This window comes from Streptomyces sp. NBC_00572 (assembly GCF_026341815.1).
Lineage (GTDB): Bacteria > Actinomycetota > Actinomycetes > Streptomycetales > Streptomycetaceae > Streptomyces.
Map to the genome: position 1 here is coordinate 3,093,407 of NZ_JAPENX010000001.1, position 17,295 is coordinate 3,110,701.

The 17,295-nt window shown below is 66.7% G+C and carries 11 protein-coding genes and 3 rRNA genes; 4 read left to right on the top strand and 10 right to left on the bottom strand.

What is annotated here, in order from left to right; all coding sequences use genetic code 11:
• The first annotated feature begins 329 nt into the window (after positions 1–329).
• The 3 genes from OG514_RS14245 (at position 330) to rrf (ending at position 5,457) form a co-directional block, all read left to right on the top strand.
• A 16S ribosomal RNA gene (locus OG514_RS14245) occupies positions 330–1,855 on the top strand.
• 288 nt (positions 1,856–2,143) lie between these two features.
• Positions 2,144–5,266, top strand: a 23S ribosomal RNA gene (locus OG514_RS14250).
• A gap of 74 nt (positions 5,267–5,340) precedes the next feature.
• Positions 5,341–5,457: ribosomal RNA gene (rrf, locus tag OG514_RS14255) — 5S ribosomal RNA — on the top strand.
• Together the 16S, 23S and 5S rRNA genes form the textbook arrangement of a ribosomal RNA operon.
• A gap of 100 nt (positions 5,458–5,557) precedes the next feature.
• On the opposite strand, the gene OG514_RS14260 is transcribed toward rrf, so the two are convergent.
• Genes OG514_RS14260 through OG514_RS14275 form a run of 4 tightly spaced genes read right to left on the bottom strand, consistent with a single transcriptional unit; the run spans position 5,558 to position 9,221 of the window.
• Positions 5,558–6,226, bottom strand: coding sequence for a response regulator transcription factor (locus OG514_RS14260; protein WP_266894517.1), 669 nt, complete (start codon positions 6,224–6,226; stop codon positions 5,558–5,560).
• Positions 6,223–7,509 (bottom strand): sensor histidine kinase, encoded by a 1,287-nt coding sequence (locus OG514_RS14265; protein ID WP_266894519.1) that lies wholly within the window; start codon positions 7,507–7,509, stop codon positions 6,223–6,225. The genes OG514_RS14260 and OG514_RS14265 overlap by 4 nt, the downstream gene beginning before the upstream one ends.
• A 12-nt stretch (positions 7,510–7,521) precedes the next feature.
• Complete coding sequence (locus OG514_RS14270; protein ID WP_266894521.1) at positions 7,522–8,322, bottom strand: ABC transporter permease; 801 nt, start codon at positions 8,320–8,322, stop codon at positions 7,522–7,524.
• The gene (locus OG514_RS14275) at positions 8,319–9,221 is read right to left on the bottom strand and encodes an ABC transporter ATP-binding protein (protein ID WP_266894523.1); all 903 of its coding nucleotides are present in this window, start codon (positions 9,219–9,221) and stop codon (positions 8,319–8,321) included. The genes OG514_RS14270 and OG514_RS14275 overlap by 4 nt, the downstream gene beginning before the upstream one ends.
• Before the next feature lie 133 nt (positions 9,222–9,354).
• Here OG514_RS14275 and OG514_RS14280 point away from each other — a divergent pair, with 133 nt between their 5' ends.
• Entirely contained in the window at positions 9,355–9,912 is a 558-nt protein-coding gene (locus OG514_RS14280; RefSeq protein WP_266894525.1) for a GNAT family N-acetyltransferase, read from the top strand.
• 69 nt (positions 9,913–9,981) lie between these two features.
• On the opposite strand, the gene OG514_RS14285 is transcribed toward OG514_RS14280, so the two are convergent.
• From OG514_RS14285 to OG514_RS14310, 6 genes are all read right to left on the bottom strand, one after another.
• Entirely contained in the window at positions 9,982–11,529 is a 1,548-nt protein-coding gene (locus OG514_RS14285) for a type IV secretory system conjugative DNA transfer family protein (RefSeq protein ID WP_266894527.1), read from the bottom strand.
• Positions 11,530–12,924: an ATP-binding protein gene (locus OG514_RS14290; protein ID WP_266894529.1), complete on the bottom strand. Its 1,395-nt coding sequence runs from the start codon at positions 12,922–12,924 to the stop codon at positions 11,530–11,532.
• 20 nt (positions 12,925–12,944) lie between these two features.
• The gene (locus OG514_RS14295; RefSeq protein WP_266894531.1) at positions 12,945–14,498 is read right to left on the bottom strand and encodes an SCO6880 family protein; all 1,554 of its coding nucleotides are present in this window, start codon (positions 14,496–14,498) and stop codon (positions 12,945–12,947) included.
• Entirely contained in the window at positions 14,495–15,814 is a 1,320-nt protein-coding gene (locus OG514_RS14300) for a hypothetical protein (RefSeq protein ID WP_266894533.1), read from the bottom strand. Before OG514_RS14300 ends, OG514_RS14295 begins: the two co-directional genes overlap by 4 nt.
• Entirely contained in the window at positions 15,804–16,640 is an 837-nt protein-coding gene (locus OG514_RS14305; RefSeq protein ID WP_266894535.1) for a hypothetical protein, read from the bottom strand. The genes OG514_RS14300 and OG514_RS14305 overlap by 11 nt, the downstream gene beginning before the upstream one ends.
• Positions 16,641–16,774: 134 nt before the next feature.
• On the bottom strand, positions 16,775–17,083 hold the full coding sequence (locus tag OG514_RS14310) for a hypothetical protein (RefSeq protein WP_024757447.1): 309 nt from the start codon (positions 17,081–17,083) through the stop codon (positions 16,775–16,777).
• Positions 17,084–17,295: the final 212 nt, after the last annotated feature.

The following is a 17,295-nucleotide window of genomic DNA, read 5'->3' on the forward strand; positions in this document are numbered from 1 at the left end:
AGCGAATGGGACCGGAAAGCACCGAGGAAATCGGATCGGAAAGATCTGATAGAGTCGGAAACGCAAGAACAGAAGGGAAGCCCGGAGGAAAGCCCGAGAGGGTGAGTACAAAGGAAGCGTCCGTTCCTTGAGAACTCAACAGCGTGCCAAAAATCAACGCCAGATTAGTTGATACCCCGTCCATCTTCGGATGGCGAGGTTCCTTTGAAAGTCCTGCCGGCCCTTGTGGCGGGTAGGCAACATACACAGCGAGGACGCTGTGGACAGTCGGCCTTATTCCGGCCTGACTGTCCCGCTCAACGCGAGTGTCACCCGATTACGGGTAAACATTCACGGAGAGTTTGATCCTGGCTCAGGACGAACGCTGGCGGCGTGCTTAACACATGCAAGTCGAACGATGAAGCCCTTCGGGGTGGATTAGTGGCGAACGGGTGAGTAACACGTGGGCAATCTGCCCTTCACTCTGGGACAAGCCCTGGAAACGGGGTCTAATACCGGATAACACCGGCTTCCGCATGGGAGCTGGTTGAAAGCTCCGGCGGTGAAGGATGAGCCCGCGGCCTATCAGCTTGTTGGTGGGGTAATGGCCTACCAAGGCGACGACGGGTAGCCGGCCTGAGAGGGCGACCGGCCACACTGGGACTGAGACACGGCCCAGACTCCTACGGGAGGCAGCAGTGGGGAATATTGCACAATGGGCGAAAGCCTGATGCAGCGACGCCGCGTGAGGGATGACGGCCTTCGGGTTGTAAACCTCTTTCAGCAGGGAAGAAGCGAAAGTGACGGTACCTGCAGAAGAAGCGCCGGCTAACTACGTGCCAGCAGCCGCGGTAATACGTAGGGCGCAAGCGTTGTCCGGAATTATTGGGCGTAAAGAGCTCGTAGGCGGCTTGTCACGTCGGGTGTGAAAGCCCGGGGCTTAACCCCGGGTCTGCATCCGATACGGGCAGGCTAGAGTGTGGTAGGGGAGATCGGAATTCCTGGTGTAGCGGTGAAATGCGCAGATATCAGGAGGAACACCGGTGGCGAAGGCGGATCTCTGGGCCATTACTGACGCTGAGGAGCGAAAGCGTGGGGAGCGAACAGGATTAGATACCCTGGTAGTCCACGCCGTAAACGTTGGGAACTAGGTGTTGGCGACATTCCACGTCGTCGGTGCCGCAGCTAACGCATTAAGTTCCCCGCCTGGGGAGTACGGCCGCAAGGCTAAAACTCAAAGGAATTGACGGGGGCCCGCACAAGCAGCGGAGCATGTGGCTTAATTCGACGCAACGCGAAGAACCTTACCAAGGCTTGACATATACCGGAAAGCATTAGAGATAGTGCCCCCCTTGTGGTCGGTATACAGGTGGTGCATGGCTGTCGTCAGCTCGTGTCGTGAGATGTTGGGTTAAGTCCCGCAACGAGCGCAACCCTTGTCCTGTGTTGCCAGCATGCCCTTCGGGGCGATGGGGACTCACAGGAGACCGCCGGGGTCAACTCGGAGGAAGGTGGGGACGACGTCAAGTCATCATGCCCCTTATGTCTTGGGCTGCACACGTGCTACAATGGCCGGTACAAAGAGCTGCGATGCCGCGAGGCGGAGCGAATCTCAAAAAGCCGGTCTCAGTTCGGATTGGGGTCTGCAACTCGACCCCATGAAGTCGGAGTTGCTAGTAATCGCAGATCAGCATTGCTGCGGTGAATACGTTCCCGGGCCTTGTACACACCGCCCGTCACGTCACGAAAGTCGGTAACACCCGAAGCCGGTGGCCCAACCCCTTGTGGGAGGGAGCTGTCGAAGGTGGGACTGGCGATTGGGACGAAGTCGTAACAAGGTAGCCGTACCGGAAGGTGCGGCTGGATCACCTCCTTTCTAAGGAGCACAGTACCGATTGCAGGCAAATGTTCTGCACGGTCAGCTCATGGGTGGAACGTTGATTAGTTGGCACAGTCTCTCTCCGAGAAATCGTTAGTACTGCTTCGGCGTGGAAAACGGGCTTCGAGGAACGGACTGTGCTTGGCACGTTGTTGGGTATCTGAGGGTACGGCCGTAAGGTTTGTATCTTCGCGATGCCGGCCCCAGTGAACTCGCTGCTTATGTGGCGGGGTGATGGGTGGCTGGTCGTTGCTTGAGAACTACACAGTGGACGCGAGCATCTGTGGCCAAGTTTTTAAGGGCGCACGGTGGATGCCTTGGCACCAGGAACCGATGAAGGACGTGGGAGGCCACGATAGTCCCCGGGGAGCCGTCAACCAGGCTTTGATCCGGGGGTTTCCGAATGGGGAAACCCGGCAGTCGTCATGGGCTGTCACCCATGCCTGAACACATAGGGCATGTGGAGGGAACGAGGGGAAGTGAAACATCTCAGTACCCTCAGGAAGAGAAAACAACCGTGATTCCGGGAGTAGTGGCGAGCGAAACCGGATGAGGCCAAACCGTATGCGTGTGATACCCGGCAGGGGTTGCGCATGCGGGGTTGTGGGATCTCTCTTTCACAGTCTGCCGGCTGTGAGACGAGTCAGAAACCGTTGATGTAGGCGAAGGACATGCGAAAGGTCCGGCGTAGAGGGTAAGACCCCCGTAGCTGAAACATTAACGGCTCGTTTGAGAGACACCCAAGTAGCACGGGGCCCGAGAAATCCCGTGTGAATCTGGCGGGACCACCCGCTAAGCCTAAATATTCCCTGGTGACCGATAGCGGATAGTACCGTGAGGGAATGGTGAAAAGTACCGCGGGAGCGGAGTGAAATAGTACCTGAAACCGTGTGCCTACAAGCCGTGGGAGCGTCGCTCATTGAGTTTACTCAATGGGTCGTGACTGCGTGCCTTTTGAAGAATGAGCCTGCGAGTTTGCGGTGCGTTGCGAGGTTAACCCGTGTGGGGAAGCCGTAGCGAAAGCGAGTCCGAATAGGGCGATTCAGTAGCGCGCTCAAGACCCGAAGCGGAGTGATCTAGCCATGGGCAGGTTGAAGCGGAGGTAAGACTTCGTGGAGGACCGAACCCACCAGGGTTGAAAACCTGGGGGATGACCTGTGGTTAGGGGTGAAAGGCCAATCAAACTCCGTGATAGCTGGTTCTCCCCGAAATGCATTTAGGTGCAGCGTCGTGTGTTTCTTGCCGGAGGTAGAGCACTGGATAGGCGATGGGCCCTACCGGGTTACTGACCTTAGCCAAACTCCGAATGCCGGTAAGTGAGAGCACGGCAGTGAGACTGTGGGGGATAAGCTCCATGGTCGAGAGGGAAACAGCCCAGAGCATCGACTAAGGCCCCTAAGCGTACGCTAAGTGGGAAAGGATGTGGAGTCGCAGAGACAACCAGGAGGTTGGCTTAGAAGCAGCCACCCTTGAAAGAGTGCGTAATAGCTCACTGGTCAAGTGATTCCGCGCCGACAATGTAGCGGGGCTCAAGCGTACCGCCGAAGTCGTGTCATTGCAGCAATAGGGCCAACGCCCGCTGTGATGGGTAGGGGAGCGTCGTGTGCCGGGTGAAGCAGCCGCGGAAGCGAGTTGTGGACGGTTCACGAGTGAGAATGCAGGCATGAGTAGCGATACACACGTGAGAAACGTGTGCGCCGATTGACTAAGGGTTCCTGGGTCAAGCTGATCTGCCCAGGGTAAGTCGGGACCTAAGGCGAGGCCGACAGGCGTAGTCGATGGACAACCGGTTGATATTCCGGTACCCGCTTTGAAACGCCCAATATCGAGCCCATTAATGCTAAGGCCGTGAAGCCGTTCCGGACCCTTCGGGGAAAGGAAAGTGGTGGAGCCGCTGACCCAAGGTGGTAGTAGGTAAGCGATGGGGTGACGCAGGAAGGTAGTCCAACCCGGGCGGTGGTAGTCCCGGGGTAAGGGTGTAGGGCGTTGTCCAGGTAAATCCGGACAGCACATAGCCTGAGACCTGATGCCGAGCCGATTGTGGTGAAGTGGATGATCCTATGCTGTCGAGAAAAGCCTCTAGCGAGTTTCATGGCGGCCCGTACCCTAAACCGACTCAGGTGGTCAGGTAGAGAATACCGAGGCGTTCGGGTGAACTATGGTTAAGGAACTCGGCAAAATGCCCCCGTAACTTCGGGAGAAGGGGGGCCACGTCTGGTGATCGGATTTACTCCGTGAGCTGGGGGTGGCCGCAGAGACCAGCGAGAAGCGACTGTTTACTAAAAACACAGGTCCGTGCGAAGCCGTAAGGCGATGTATACGGACTGACGCCTGCCCGGTGCTGGAACGTTAAGGGGACCGGTTAGCTCTGTTTCGACAGGGCGAAGCTGAGAACTTAAGCGCCAGTAAACGGCGGTGGTAACTATAACCATCCTAAGGTAGCGAAATTCCTTGTCGGGTAAGTTCCGACCTGCACGAATGGCGTAACGACTTCTCGACTGTCTCAACCATAGGCCCGGTGAAATTGCACTACGAGTAAAGATGCTCGTTTCGCGCAGCAGGACGGAAAGACCCCGGGACCTTTACTACAGTTTGATATTGGTGTTCGGTTCGGCTTGTGTAGGATAGGTGGGAGACTTTGAAGCCGTGACGCCAGTCATGGTGGAGTCGCCGTTGAAATACCACTCTGGTCGTGCTGGATGTCTAACCTCGGTCCGTGATCCGGATCAGGGACAGTGTCTGATGGGTAGTTTAACTGGGGCGGTTGCCTCCCAAAGGGTAACGGAGGCGCCCAAAGGTTCCCTCAGCCTGGTTGGCAATCAGGTGTTGAGTGTAAGTGCACAAGGGAGCTTGACTGTGAGACCGACGGGTCGAGCAGGGACGAAAGTCGGGACTAGTGATCCGGCGGTGGCTTGTGGAAGCGCCGTCGCTCAACGGATAAAAGGTACCCCGGGGATAACAGGCTGATCTTCCCCAAGAGTCCATATCGACGGGATGGTTTGGCACCTCGATGTCGGCTCGTCGCATCCTGGGGCTGGAGTCGGTCCCAAGGGTTGGGCTGTTCGCCCATTAAAGCGGTACGCGAGCTGGGTTTAGAACGTCGTGAGACAGTTCGGTCCCTATCCGCTGCGCGCGTAGGAATATTGAGAAGGGCTGTCCCTAGTACGAGAGGACCGGGACGGACGAACCTCTGGTGTGCCAGTTGTCCTGCCAAGGGCATGGCTGGTTGGCTACGTTCGGGAGGGATAACCGCTGAAAGCATCTAAGCGGGAAGCCTGCTTCGAGATGAGTATTCCCACCTCCTTGAGAGGGTAAGGCTCCCAGTAGACGACTGGGTTGATAGGCCGGATGTGGAAGCCCAGTAATGGGTGGAGCTGACCGGTACTAATAGGCCGAGGGCTTGTCCTCAGTTGCTCGCGTCCACTGTGTTAGTTCTGAAGTAACGAACCGTGCCGATATCCGGTTGGTTAACTTCATAGAGTTTCGGTGGTCATAGCGTTAGGGAAACGCCCGGTTACATTCCGAACCCGGAAGCTAAGCCTTTCAGCGCCGATGGTACTGCAGGGGGGACCCTGTGGGAGAGTAGGACGCCGCCGAACAATCATTGTGGGAAAGCCCCGCACCTTATGGTGCGGGGCTTTTCTGCGTTTACGGGCCGGAACCCCTTGCGAGACCCCTTCCCTTCGAACCCCTTGCGGGTCAGGCCGGCGCGACCAGCTGGGTGTCGTACGCCAGGATCACCGCCTGGACGCGGTCGCGGGCGCCGGTCTTCGCGAGGATGCGGCCGATGTGGGTCTTCACCGTCGATTCCGCGAGGTGGAGGCGTTCGGCGATCTCCGTGTTCGTCCAGCCCTGGCCGATGACCGTGAGGATCTCGCGCTCCCTTTCCGTGAGGGAGGCGAGCCGGGGGTCCTCCGGGCCCGGGTCCGCGGTGGGGGAGGCCGGCAGGTGGTGGATGTACGCGTCCAGGAGACGGCGGGTGAGGCTCGGGGCGACGACCGCGTCGCCGCTCGCCACCGCGCGGATCCCGGCGAGGAGTTCCTCCGGCTGGGCGTCCTTCACCAGGAAGCCGCTGGCGCCGGCGCGCAGGCCGTCGTACGCGTACTCGTCCAGGTCGAAGGTGGTGACGATCAGGATCCGGGTCCGGGCGCCTGCGGCGACGATCCGGCGGGTGGCCTCGATGCCGTCGAGGCCGGGCATCCGGATGTCCATCAGGACGACGTCGGGGTGGTGGCGGTCGACCAGCCGGATCGCCTCGGTGCCGTTCGAGGCCTCGCCGACGACGGTCATGTCGTCCTGGCTCTCCAACAGCATGCGGAAGCCGAAGCGTTGCATCGGCTGGTCGTCCGCGATGAGCACGGTCGTCACGAGGGGGAGCCCTTCCGGGGAAGTGTGAGTGTGACGCGCCAGCCGCCGGTCGGCAGCGGGCCGCTTTCGAGAGTGCCGTCGTAGAGGGCCGCGCGTTCGCGCATGCCCGTGAGCCCCTGGCCCGGCGGTGAGGCCGGGGCCGGAGCTCCCGTGTTCGTGATCTCCGCTCGTACCTCGCCGGGCGCGTACGTCAGCAGGACCGTTGCGCCGGCGCCCTCGCCGGCGTGCTTGAGGGTGTTGGTCAGGGCCTCCTGGATGGCCCGATAGACCGTCAGCTGGGCGCCCGGCGTGAGCGGTTGTGTCGTGAGGGCGTCGGGGGCGTCGGGGGCGTCGGGGGCGTCGGGGGTGCCGAGGGTGCCGAGGGTGCCGAACCGCACCGGCAGGCCTGCCTTGCGTACTCCGGTGATCAAGGTGTCCAGGTCTGCCAGGGTGGGCTGGGGGTCGCGGACCGCCTCCTGTTCGTCGTCGCGCAGGACGCCGAGGAGGCGGCGGAGTTCGGCGAGGGCCTCGCGGCTCGTCGTACCGATGGCGTCGAGGGCCTGGGCGGCGCGCTCGGGGTTCTTGGCCGCCGCGTACCGGCCTCCGTCCGCGAGGCCCGTGATGACCGAGAGGTTGTGGCCGATGATGTCGTGCATCTCGCGGGCGATCCGGGTGCGTTCGGCCGCCGCGGCCAGCCGGACCTCCTGGTCGCGTTCGATCTCCAGGCGCCGGGCCCGGTCGACGAGGGACGCCGTGTGGTCCTTGCGGGAGCGGACCGCGATGCCGAGGAGGGCGACGAGCGCGTACGTCCACAGGGTGGGGACGACGTGCTGGTCCCAGCTGCCCCGGGGAAAGCGGAGCGCGCCCGTCAGGAGCGGCGGCAGGAGCAGGGCGGCGGCGCCCAGGAGGGCGCGGGGCGGGCGGGTGAGCGCGATGTGGAAGAGCGGGATCAGCTGGAGGTAGCCGGCCTGGAGGAAGGCGCCCGACGCGGCGCTGACGAGCGCCGCGCAGGCCATCACGGCGAGGACGGCCGTGGGGTTGCGGCGGCGCAGGTACAGCGGAAGGGCGAGGGCCAGGCTGAGGGTGATCACGAGCCAGACCGGGACGGACGGGTCGGGGGCCGTGGTCCGCCAGCCGCCGGACGCGTCCACGAGCGCGGCGCCCGTCCAGAAGAGCGTGAGCGTGGTGTCCCACAGCCAGGGGCGGCGGGAGTCGACGGCACGGGCGCGGGTGAGCAGTTGCTGGGTGTGCCGGCTGAGCCCCGTCGTTCCGGGTGCCGTGTCCCGTGCCGTCTCGGTGGTCACGTGATCATCTCCTCATACGTCCCGGCGCTTGAGCAACAGCGCGGGGACGGCGAGTGCGGCGGTCGCCCAGAGGAGCAGGGCGAGGAGGGCGGCGCCGGGGGAGGCGGCGCCCGGCATCGGGGTGGCCGAGCCGAGGGCGCCGGCGGCCTGGGTGGGGAAGTACCGGACGGCTGTCTGCATGGCCTCGTACGGGAGCATCCCGAGGACCTCGGGAAGGATCATCACGCCGCCGACGAAGGCGCCGATCGCGCCCGGTACCGAGCGGAGGGTCGCGCCGAGGCCGAGGGCGATCAGGCCGAGGAGGGTGATGCCGGCGGCGTTGCCCGCGAGGGCTCCGAGAACGCCGTCGTCGGCGAGGGAGGCGGCCTGGTCGGTGTCGGAGAGGAAGAACTGGGCGGTGAGGAAGGTGAGCAGGTTGGTGACGAACGTGAGGGCGAGGACGACGCCGGTGTAGACGGCCGCTTTCGCCCACAGGACGGGGAGGCGGCTCGGGACGGCGGTGAGCGTGGCGCGGATCATGCCGGTCGTGTACTCGCCCGCGGTGACCAGGATGCCGAGGACGGCGAGGGCGATGGCGCCGAGCTGGGAGCCGTAGAGGGTGAGGATGACGGTGTCGACGTCGGAGTCGCCGCCGTCATCGGTGTAGGTGGCGCCCATGAGGATGCCGACGCCGAGGACGAGTGCGACGGCGCTGAGGACGGTGATCCAGGTCGAGCGGACGGTCCAGAGCTTGTGCCACTCGGAGCGGAGTACGCGCGCGTGGGTGAGGCGGGGGACAGGGGCGATCTTCGGTGTGGCCGTCTCGGTGGTCATGCGGTGGCTCCCTGGTACTCGACGGAATCGTGGGTGAGGGCCATGAACGCCTGCTCCAGGGAGGCGGCCTGAGGGGTCAGTTCATGGAGGGGCAGTCCGTGGGCGGCGGCCGTGCGGCCGATCTCCGGTGCGTCCGGGCCGGTGACGAGGAGGGTGTCGGGGGCCTCCACCGTGATGCCGGCGCCGGGGAGCAGGTTGCGCAGCCGGTCGGCCTCGGGGGTGATGACCTTGACGGAGGTGCCGCCGGAGGCGCGGACGAGCTCGTCGACGGTGGTGTCGGCGAGGAGCCGGCCCTTGCCGATGACGATCAGGTGGTCGGCGGTGAGGGCCATCTCGCTCATGAGGTGCGAGGAGACGAGGACCGTACGGCCTTCGGCGGCCAGGGACTTGAGGAGGGTGCGGATCCAGAGCACGCCCTCGGGGTCGAGGCCGTTGACCGGCTCGTCGAGGACGACGGTGGCCGGGTCGCCGAGGAGTGCGGCGGCGATGCCGAGGCGCTGACCCATGCCGAGGGAGAAGCCCTTCACGCGCTTGTCGGCGACATGGGTGAGGCCGGCGAGGGCGAGGACCCGGTCGACGCGGGAGCGGGGGATGCCGTGGGTGAGGGCGAGGGCCGTGAGGTGGTGACGGGCGGAGCGGCCGGGGTGCACGGAGCGGGCTTCGAGGAGGGCGCCGACGCGGGTGAGCGGGGCGCCGTGCCGGGCGTAGGGGCGGCCGTCGACGGTGGCGTGGCCGCGGGTGGGGGCGTCGAGGCCGAGGATCATGCGGAGGGTGGTGGACTTTCCGGCGCCGTTGGGGCCGAGGAAGCCGGTGACGGCGCCGGGGTGGACGGTGAAGCTGAGGTCCTGGACGACGGTGGTGTCGCCGTACCGCTTGGTGAGGTTCTCTGCTCGGATCATGTATTCGACGTTAGGGAGCGGGCGGGGGGCGTTCGTCCGACCTGGGGCGGGAGGTGGGGCGGGGGCGTAGTACCGGGGTACGACAGGGGAAAAGCCCTTGTCAGGGGGGTGCGGGCGTCGGAGGATCGGTCCCATGGACTTTTCGATACGTGTCATCCGCGCCGACGAGTGGGAGCAGACCCGCGAGATCCGTCTGGCGGCGCTCCGGGACCCGATCGCGCATCTCGCGTTCCTCGACACGTACGAGGACGCCGTGCAGCGCCCGGACTCCTTCTGGCAGGAGCGCGCCGAAGGGGCGTCCGACAGCGGCGAGGGGAAGGTGCGGCAGCTCGTGGCCGAGGCCCCGGACGGGCGCTGGGTGGGCACGATCTCGCTCCTGGTGGAGCGGACGACGGACGAGGTGCGCTTCGGGGAGCCGGCGAAGGCCGACCAGACGCACATCGTGGGTGTCTACGTACGGCCCGAGGCCCGGGGTACGGGTGTGATCGACGCGTTGTTCCGTGCGGGCGTGGAGTGGTCCTGGTCGCTGACGCAGCCGGTGGAGCGGGTGCGGCTGTACGTCCACGAGGACAACGCGCGGGCCGCCGCCTTCTACCGTCGCTTCGGGTTCGTGGCGACGGGGGACCGGGTGGCGGTGCCGGGGCACGACACGGCTATGGAGGAGGAGTACGAGATCCGGCGGGCCCTCTAGGCCGTGTCCGGAGAGTCCGGGCCCTGCCCTGCGGGCAGACGGCGCTACTTTCCGGACACGGCCTGGGCGTCAGCGGCTCGGGGAGGTCTCCGGCCACCTGGTGCGGGCCTGTTCCGGGGATCGCATCAGGGCCAGGGTCGGGAGGCCCTGGGTGTGGCCGGTGGCGAGGAGCTCCGGGAGCTGGGGGAGCGGGGCCACGGCGGCGACGTCGTCCAGGACGAGGGTCATTGGTGGGTCGAGCCGACCGTCGGATGACCGTGCGGCCATGCGGCGGCCGTGCTCGACCACGCTTGCGGCGAGCGCCGTCAGGAGCGGCATCGCGCCGGGGTGGGTGCGGGGATCCTCGATCGGTTCCCCCACCACGTAGAGGGTGCCCCCTTCGGGGAGGAAAGATGCCAGCGCCAGCGAATCCGTTCGATTCGGGGTGCAGGCCTCCCTGATGTGGATCGAGGAGAGTGACGCGAGCGCACGGGCCGTCAGTTCCTGTGCCAGGCGGCGGCTTTCCGGGTGGGCGGTGAGCGCCGATTCGAGCAGCCCCGCGTGGCCGGAGGCCGCCTTCGGGTGGCTGCGGAGGATCCGTACCGGCTCGTGGGCGCCGGCGCCCTGGGCCCAGCGGTGGACCTGGCGGAACGGGCGCCCGTCGACGGCCGCGGCGTGCAGCCAGCAGCGCAGGAGCGTTTCCGCAGTGTCGGCGGTGGCCGCGTCCAGACGGGAGTGCGGGCGGACGGGGGCCAGCAGAGCGATCGCCCGCTCCGTGGCCACGGCCGGGTCCTCGCAGCGCTCGGACGGCGACCAGTGGAGCCGCGCGGGGGTGTCGCACAGGTGGCCGGGGTCGTGGACGAGGACCGGGCCGAGTTTGCCGCGCGCGTCCTTGGTCGTGGACCAGAGCGTGGGGTCTGAGGTGACGACCAGGACCGGGCCCTCGGCGTCCTGGATCGCCTGCACGGCGGCGGGACGGCGGGCGGCCGGGGGGCCGTAGAAGGTGCGGGGGGTTCCCGTGGGAGTGGGGGTGAGAGCGGGCGGCGCGGGGGTGGGGTCCGGCTCCGGTGCCTCCACCGTGGCCGGGCGGCGGGGAGCAGGAGGAGCCGCCTTCCGAGCGGGCTCCTCACGTACGGAGTCCTCACGTACGGAGTCCTCGCGCACGGGTTCCTCCCGTACGGGCTTCGCGGGCGACCGCTTCGGGGTCTGCCGTACGGGCTCCTCGTACGCGGGCTCCCGGGTGTCGCCTACGGGCTCCCGGGTCGGCCCGTACACGCCCGCCTTCCTGTTCGCCCGTACCGCTCGCCAGCGGGCGATCGTGCCCAGGGCGAAGACCGCGAGGACGAGGAGGATCATCGCCTCGCCGATCAGCAGGCCCCAGAACAGGCCGTATCTCGACAGCTGGCCCGGTGGAGTGGTCGGCCAGGCGGCGGCGAGGTCCGTCGGCGCGGTGGCCAGGGAGCGCAGGGCCGAGGGCGTGCCGGTGAAGGCGACGTCCTGCGGCCAGGCGCCGTGGGAGAAGAGGCCGGCCAGGCCGGTCGCCGTCCACACCAGGACCGTGAGACAGAGGAGGAGGGCGAACAGGCTGAGCAGCAGCCCGTCGGAGACCCCTCCGCCTCCCTTCCGTGCCGTTTCCATCTATGCCACCGTCGACTGCGAAGTGCCGTTCATCTGCTGCTCGATGAGGATCGCGCGCTGCTCCGTCTCCCACTCCAGCTCCGGGTCCGTGACGGAGGCCTCCGTCATGGCGCGGTCGGTGTAGACCAGCGGGCGTTCTCGTTCGGTGATGAGGTGTTTGACCACCTGCACGTTGCCGTTGACGTCCCAGACCGCGATGCCGGGGGTGAGGGTCGGGATGATCTCCACCGCCCAGCGTGGCAGGCCGAGGACCCGGCCCGTGTTGCGTGCCTCGTCGGCCTTCTGGGCGTAGATGGTCCGGGTGGAGGCCATCTTGAGGATCGCCGCGGCCTCCTTGGCCGCCGCTCCGTCGACGACGTCGGAGAGGTGGTGGACGACGGCGACGAAGGACAGGCCGAGGCGGCGTCCGAACTTGAGCAGCCGCTGGAACAGCTGCGCCACGAACGGGCTGTTGATGATGTGCCAGGCCTCCTCGACCAGGAAGATGCGCTTCTTCCGGTCGGGGCGGATCCAGGTGTGCTCCAGCCAGACGCCGACGATCGCCATGAGGATCGGCATGGCGATGGAGTTGCGGTCGATGTGGGAGAGGTCGAAGACGATCAGGGGCGCGTCGAGGTCGATGCCGACGGTCGTCGGGCCGTCGAACATGCCCCGCAGGTCACCGTCGACGAGGCGGTCCAGGACGAGGGCGACGTCCAGGCCCCAGGCCCGTACATCGTCTATGTCGACGTTCATCGCCTCGGCCGATTCGGCCTCGGGGTGGCGGAGACGCTCCACGATGTCGGTGAGGATCGGCTGGCGGTGGGTGGTGTGCTCGGTGACGTAGGCGTGGGCGACCTTGAGCGCGAAGCCGGCGCGCTCGTCGAGGCCGTGGCCCATCGCCACCTCGATGATCGTACGGAGCAGGGCGAGCTGCCCGGTCGTGGTGATCGACGGGTCGAGCGGGTTGAGGCGGATCCCGGAGTCGTTGGCGACCATCGGGTCCAGGCGGATGGGGGTTATCCCCAGCTCCTGCGCGATGAGGTTCCATTCGCCGACGCCGTCCTCGCCCTGGGCGTCGAGGACGACGACCTGCCGGTCGCGGAAGCGGAGCTGGCGGAGCACGTACGTCTTCTCCAGGGCCGACTTGCCGTTGCCGGACTCGCCGAGGACCAGCCAGTGCGGGGCGGGGAGCTGCTGCCCGTACAGCTGGAAGGGGTCGTAGATGTACCCCTTGCCGCTGTAGACCTCACGGCCGATGATCACGCCGGAGTCGCCGAGGCCGGGGGCGGCGGTCGGCAGATAGACGGCCTGGGCCTGCCCGGTGGAGGTGCGGACGGGCAGGCGGGTCGTCTCCACCTTGCCGAGGACGAAGGAGGTGAAGGCGTCGGTGAGGACGGACAGCGGATCTCGCATGGGTCTGTGCCCCTTCGGCCCTAGCGGCGGATGCCGGTCGCGAACGGCAGGGTGTTCACAAAGGCCCGGTGGTGCTCGCGGTCGCACCACTCCAGCTTCAGGTACGACTTGCCGGCGGAGGCCCTGATCGTGCGCTTGTCCCGGGCCAGGGCCTCGGGCGAACGCGACGACACCGTGATGTACCCGACCAGGTTCACTCCGGCCGCGCCACTGGCGAGATCTTCACCCCGCTGGTCGAGTCGGCCGTGGGCGGCGATGTCGCGCGGGTCGACCGTGCGGTTCATCTTGGCGGCGCGGCTGGCGTCGGCCTCGTCGTTGGTCTTCTCGGTGAGCATCCGCTCGATGGCGACCTCGGTGGGCTCCAGATCCATGGTGACGGCGACCGTACGGATCACGTCCGGGGTGTGGACGAGCAGCGGGGCGAGGAAGTTGACGCCGACGGGGGTCATCGGCCACTCCTTCACCCAGGCGGTGGCGTGGCACCAGGGGGCGCGGGTGGAGGACTCGCGGGTCTTCGCCTGGAGGTACGTCGGCTCCATCGCGTCCAGTTCGGCGGGCCAAGCGTTTCGTTTCGTCATGGCCTGGATGTGGTCGATGGGGTGGTCCGGGTCGTACATGGAGTGCACGAGGGAGGCGAGCCGGGACTGGCCGAGGGGCTGGCGGACGCGGATGTCGGCCTCGGCGAGGCGGGCGCAGATGTCGGTGAGCTCGCGGGCCATGACGACGGCGAGGCCGGCGTCGCGGTCGAGCTTGCGGGCGCCGGAGGCGTGCTTGGCTGCGCGGGCCATGGCGTTGGCCTCGGCGGCGAGTTCGCGCGTGTAGTGCATACAGGCGACGAGGTAGGCGCGGTGCTGCTCGCTGGAGGTGGAGACCATCGACTGGAGCTGGTCGTACGACTCCATGAGCCACGCGGGCGCGTGGGGGTCGCCACGCTGGCCGACGTCCTTGGCGTGCGCGTCGGGGTCGGCGGGGAGGGTGCGGGCCAGCATCTGGAGGCGGGTCACGAACCCGTCGCCGTTGGCGACGTGCTTCAGAAGGGTGCCGAAGCGGTCGACCAGGGCTTCCTGGTCCTCGCTGTCGCGCAGGCCGACGCCGGGGCCCTCGATCTCGATGGCGGCGGTGACCGTACGGCGGTCGGCGTGCAGGAGGACGGCGATCTCGTCGGGGCCGAAGGGGGCGGCGAGCCAGCCGACGCGGCCGATGCCGGGCGGCGGGCCGACCTCGACCTCGCGGCCGTCGAGGCGGGTGCCGGCCTCGGTGACGACGGAACGGTACGCCGTGCCGCGCTTGAGCATCCTCTTGTAGCTGCGGTTGATCTCGAACCACTTGTAGAACGTGCGGTGCTTGTACGGGAGGTACACGGCGGCGATCGCGAGCATGGGCAGGCCGGCGAGGAGCGCGATCCGCAGGGGGAGGAGGGGGACGAGGAGTCCGCTCATCATGCCGAGGAAGGCGCCGACGATGATCAGGGCGATCTCGCCGGTCTCGCGGTTCTTGCCGACGATCGCGTTGGGCCGGGCCCGGCCCACGAGATACGTACGGCGGGGCGCGACCGGCTGGGACTGGGTCGTCAACGCCCTGCACCTCCAGAGTTCTTGCGGTTGCTGTGCGGGGTGCCCGCGGTGGGGCTGCTGCTACGGGGCGGAGGCGGGGGAGTCGCGCCGCCGCCGCTGCCACCGCTTCCGCCACGACTGCTGTGGGCGGCCATGCCGCCGGACATGGGGTTGGCGGGGCGGGCGGGCTGGGCGCCCTGGCCGCCGCCGCCGTCGCCGCGGGAGCTGTGGGTCTTGATGCCCTGGGAGACGAGGGAGGCGGGGGAGGAGATGACGGCCGCGGCCGCGTTCTCGCCGGCGCGGTGGAGGCGGTTGTTGCGGGAGGCGGCGATCTCGTCGCCGAAGCCGGGGACGAAGCGGTAGATCATCGCGGAGGCGAAGATCGCGAGCAGGATGATCGCGAGGCCGGAGACGACGGCGGAGAACGAGTCGGGTCCAGTGCCGGAGGAGAGCGCGCCGGCCAGGCCGAGGACGATGACGATGACCGGCTTGACCAGGATGATCGCGATCATGATGCCGGCCCAGCGGCGGACGTGGCCCCACATGTTCTTGTCGACGAGGCCGGAGTAGACGACGACGCCGAGGAGGGCGCCGACGTACAGCATGACGGCGCGGAGGAACAGCTCCAGGTACAGCACGCCCGCGGCGAGGACCGTCACCAGGGACACGATGATCAGCATGATGGGGCCGCCACCGATGCTGTCGCCCTTCTGGAGGGCCTCCTTGAAGCTGCCGAAGAAGATGTCGGTCTGCTGGCCGGTGCCGGAGGCGATGACCTCGGTGACGGCGTCGGTGGCGTTGACGACGGTGTAGAGGATCAGCGGCGTGAAGGCGGAGGCGAGGACCGTCAGCCAGAGGAAGCCGATGGCCTCGGAGAGGGCGGTGGTGAGGGGGACGCCGCGGATGGCCCGCTTGGCTACGGCGAGCAGCCAGAGGAGGAGGGTGAGGACGGTGGAGGCGGCGAAGACGATGGCGTACCGGCCGAGGAACTCCGTGTTGGTGAAGTCGACGTCGGCGGTTTCTTTTACGGCTTTGGAGAGGTAGTCGAGGGTGGCGATGGCGGCGTTGGCGCAACCGTTGGCAAGGGAGCTGAGGGGGTCGAGTGCGGTGGTGGGGTCGGTGAGGGAGCCCTGACCGCCCCCGCCGCCTGACAGACCGCTTTCGCAGTGCTTCCTGGCCTGTCCCGTGAGGAGGTCGCAGCCCTTGGTGCTCGGGCTCGCGCTCGGGGTGGGCGTGGGTGCCGCGGAGGCTCGGCCGGCGAACAGGACGAGAGCCGTCTGGGCTGCGCCGAGCGCGGCAATGATCCGGGTGGTGCGGACGGCGGGCTTACCGGGCATAAGTGAAGCCTCCGAACTGACCGACGGCGTTCTCCATGTCCTGGGCGCTGGACGCCCTCTGGTCACGGCCGACGGGAACGGGGCCGTCCTTCTGGGTGGATTTGCTGACCTTCCAGTCGCCGTCGACCCAACGCAGCTCGAACGTTTCGGTGTACCAGGCCTCGGTGACGGGGTTCTTCGAGTCCACGCCGGTGAGGCCGAACAAGGACGAGTACCAGACCGACACCGTCGCCTGGTTGTCGGTGTAGCTCTCGACCTTGGAGCCCACCGGAATGACCCGGGAGACGAACGTCATGCCCTGCGGCGCCGTGCCGTCCTCCTGGAGACCGACACTGCTCAGGAAATCCTTGGCGCCGTAGGCCTTGCGGAGCTCGTCCCGGTCGGCGGCCGCAGCGTCGGGCGCGTAGACCGTGTCGACGATCTCGTTGCGTCCGTCGGTGGAGAACATCTCCGCCGAGCCCAGCGCCACCGCGTAATTCGTCGCCGCGCTCTGTGCCCCCTGGTCGTCGTGGGCGTAGCCGGTGGGGATGTGGCCGTTCTTGCCGGTGACCGGGCGGGTGCCTGTCGCTGCTGTGGCGGCCGTTTTGCCGGGGGTGTCGGAGGAGGGGGCCGCGTCTGCCGGGTCGGCACCGCCGCGGTTGGCGAAGGCGATGGCCGCGACGAGGAGGACCACCACGCCGACGACCGTGAGGAGGGAGCGGGAGCTGCGGACGGGGCGGCGGGCGCCGCCGTACACGTCGCCGCTGTTGCCCTCGGGCAGGCGGGTCCGGGTCTGGCCCGAGCCGCCCACGCCGCCGAAGCTGTCGTGCTCGTCACCGGGACTCATGCCGGGTACGCCCCCTCACTGGTTCGCGGTACGGGCAGTGCTGCAACATGGCTGGTCTGGCTCGTCTGACTGGTCTGGATGGGCTGGCTGGACATCAGGGGCGCGATCTCAGGGGGGCGGTGTCCGACGGGGAGTCAGACGGCCATTCCGTACACGATGGTGAACAGCGTCCCCAGGGATCCGATGATGAAGACGCCGGTCAGGCCGGCCACGATCAGGCCCTTGCCCTGTTCCGCGCTGAACGTGTCGCGGAGGGCGGTCGCGCCGATGCGCTGCTTGGCCGCTCCCCAGATGGCGATGCCGAGGCAGAGCAGGATGGCCACGGCCATCACGACCTCGATCATCACCTTGGCCTCGTTGCCCAGGCTCCCGAAAGGCCCCCAGTTCGGGGCGATTCCACCGATGATGGTGGTGATGTCGCCTTTTTCGGCCGCCAGGTACATGTAACTCACCGCCCCTGTATGGGTAGTTAGTCGCCCCTGCCGGACGGCATGGGTCATCGCCCTATCTTCGCTGATGAAACCGCTCGCGTGTGACGGCTTGACGGCTCTCTTTACCCGATCCCCGCACATCTGACCGACTTGACCGTCTTGACCTGCGGTGGTGTGGCCGGTTTCTATGCAAAGAAGCGTATGGTCACTCTGTGTATCACGGA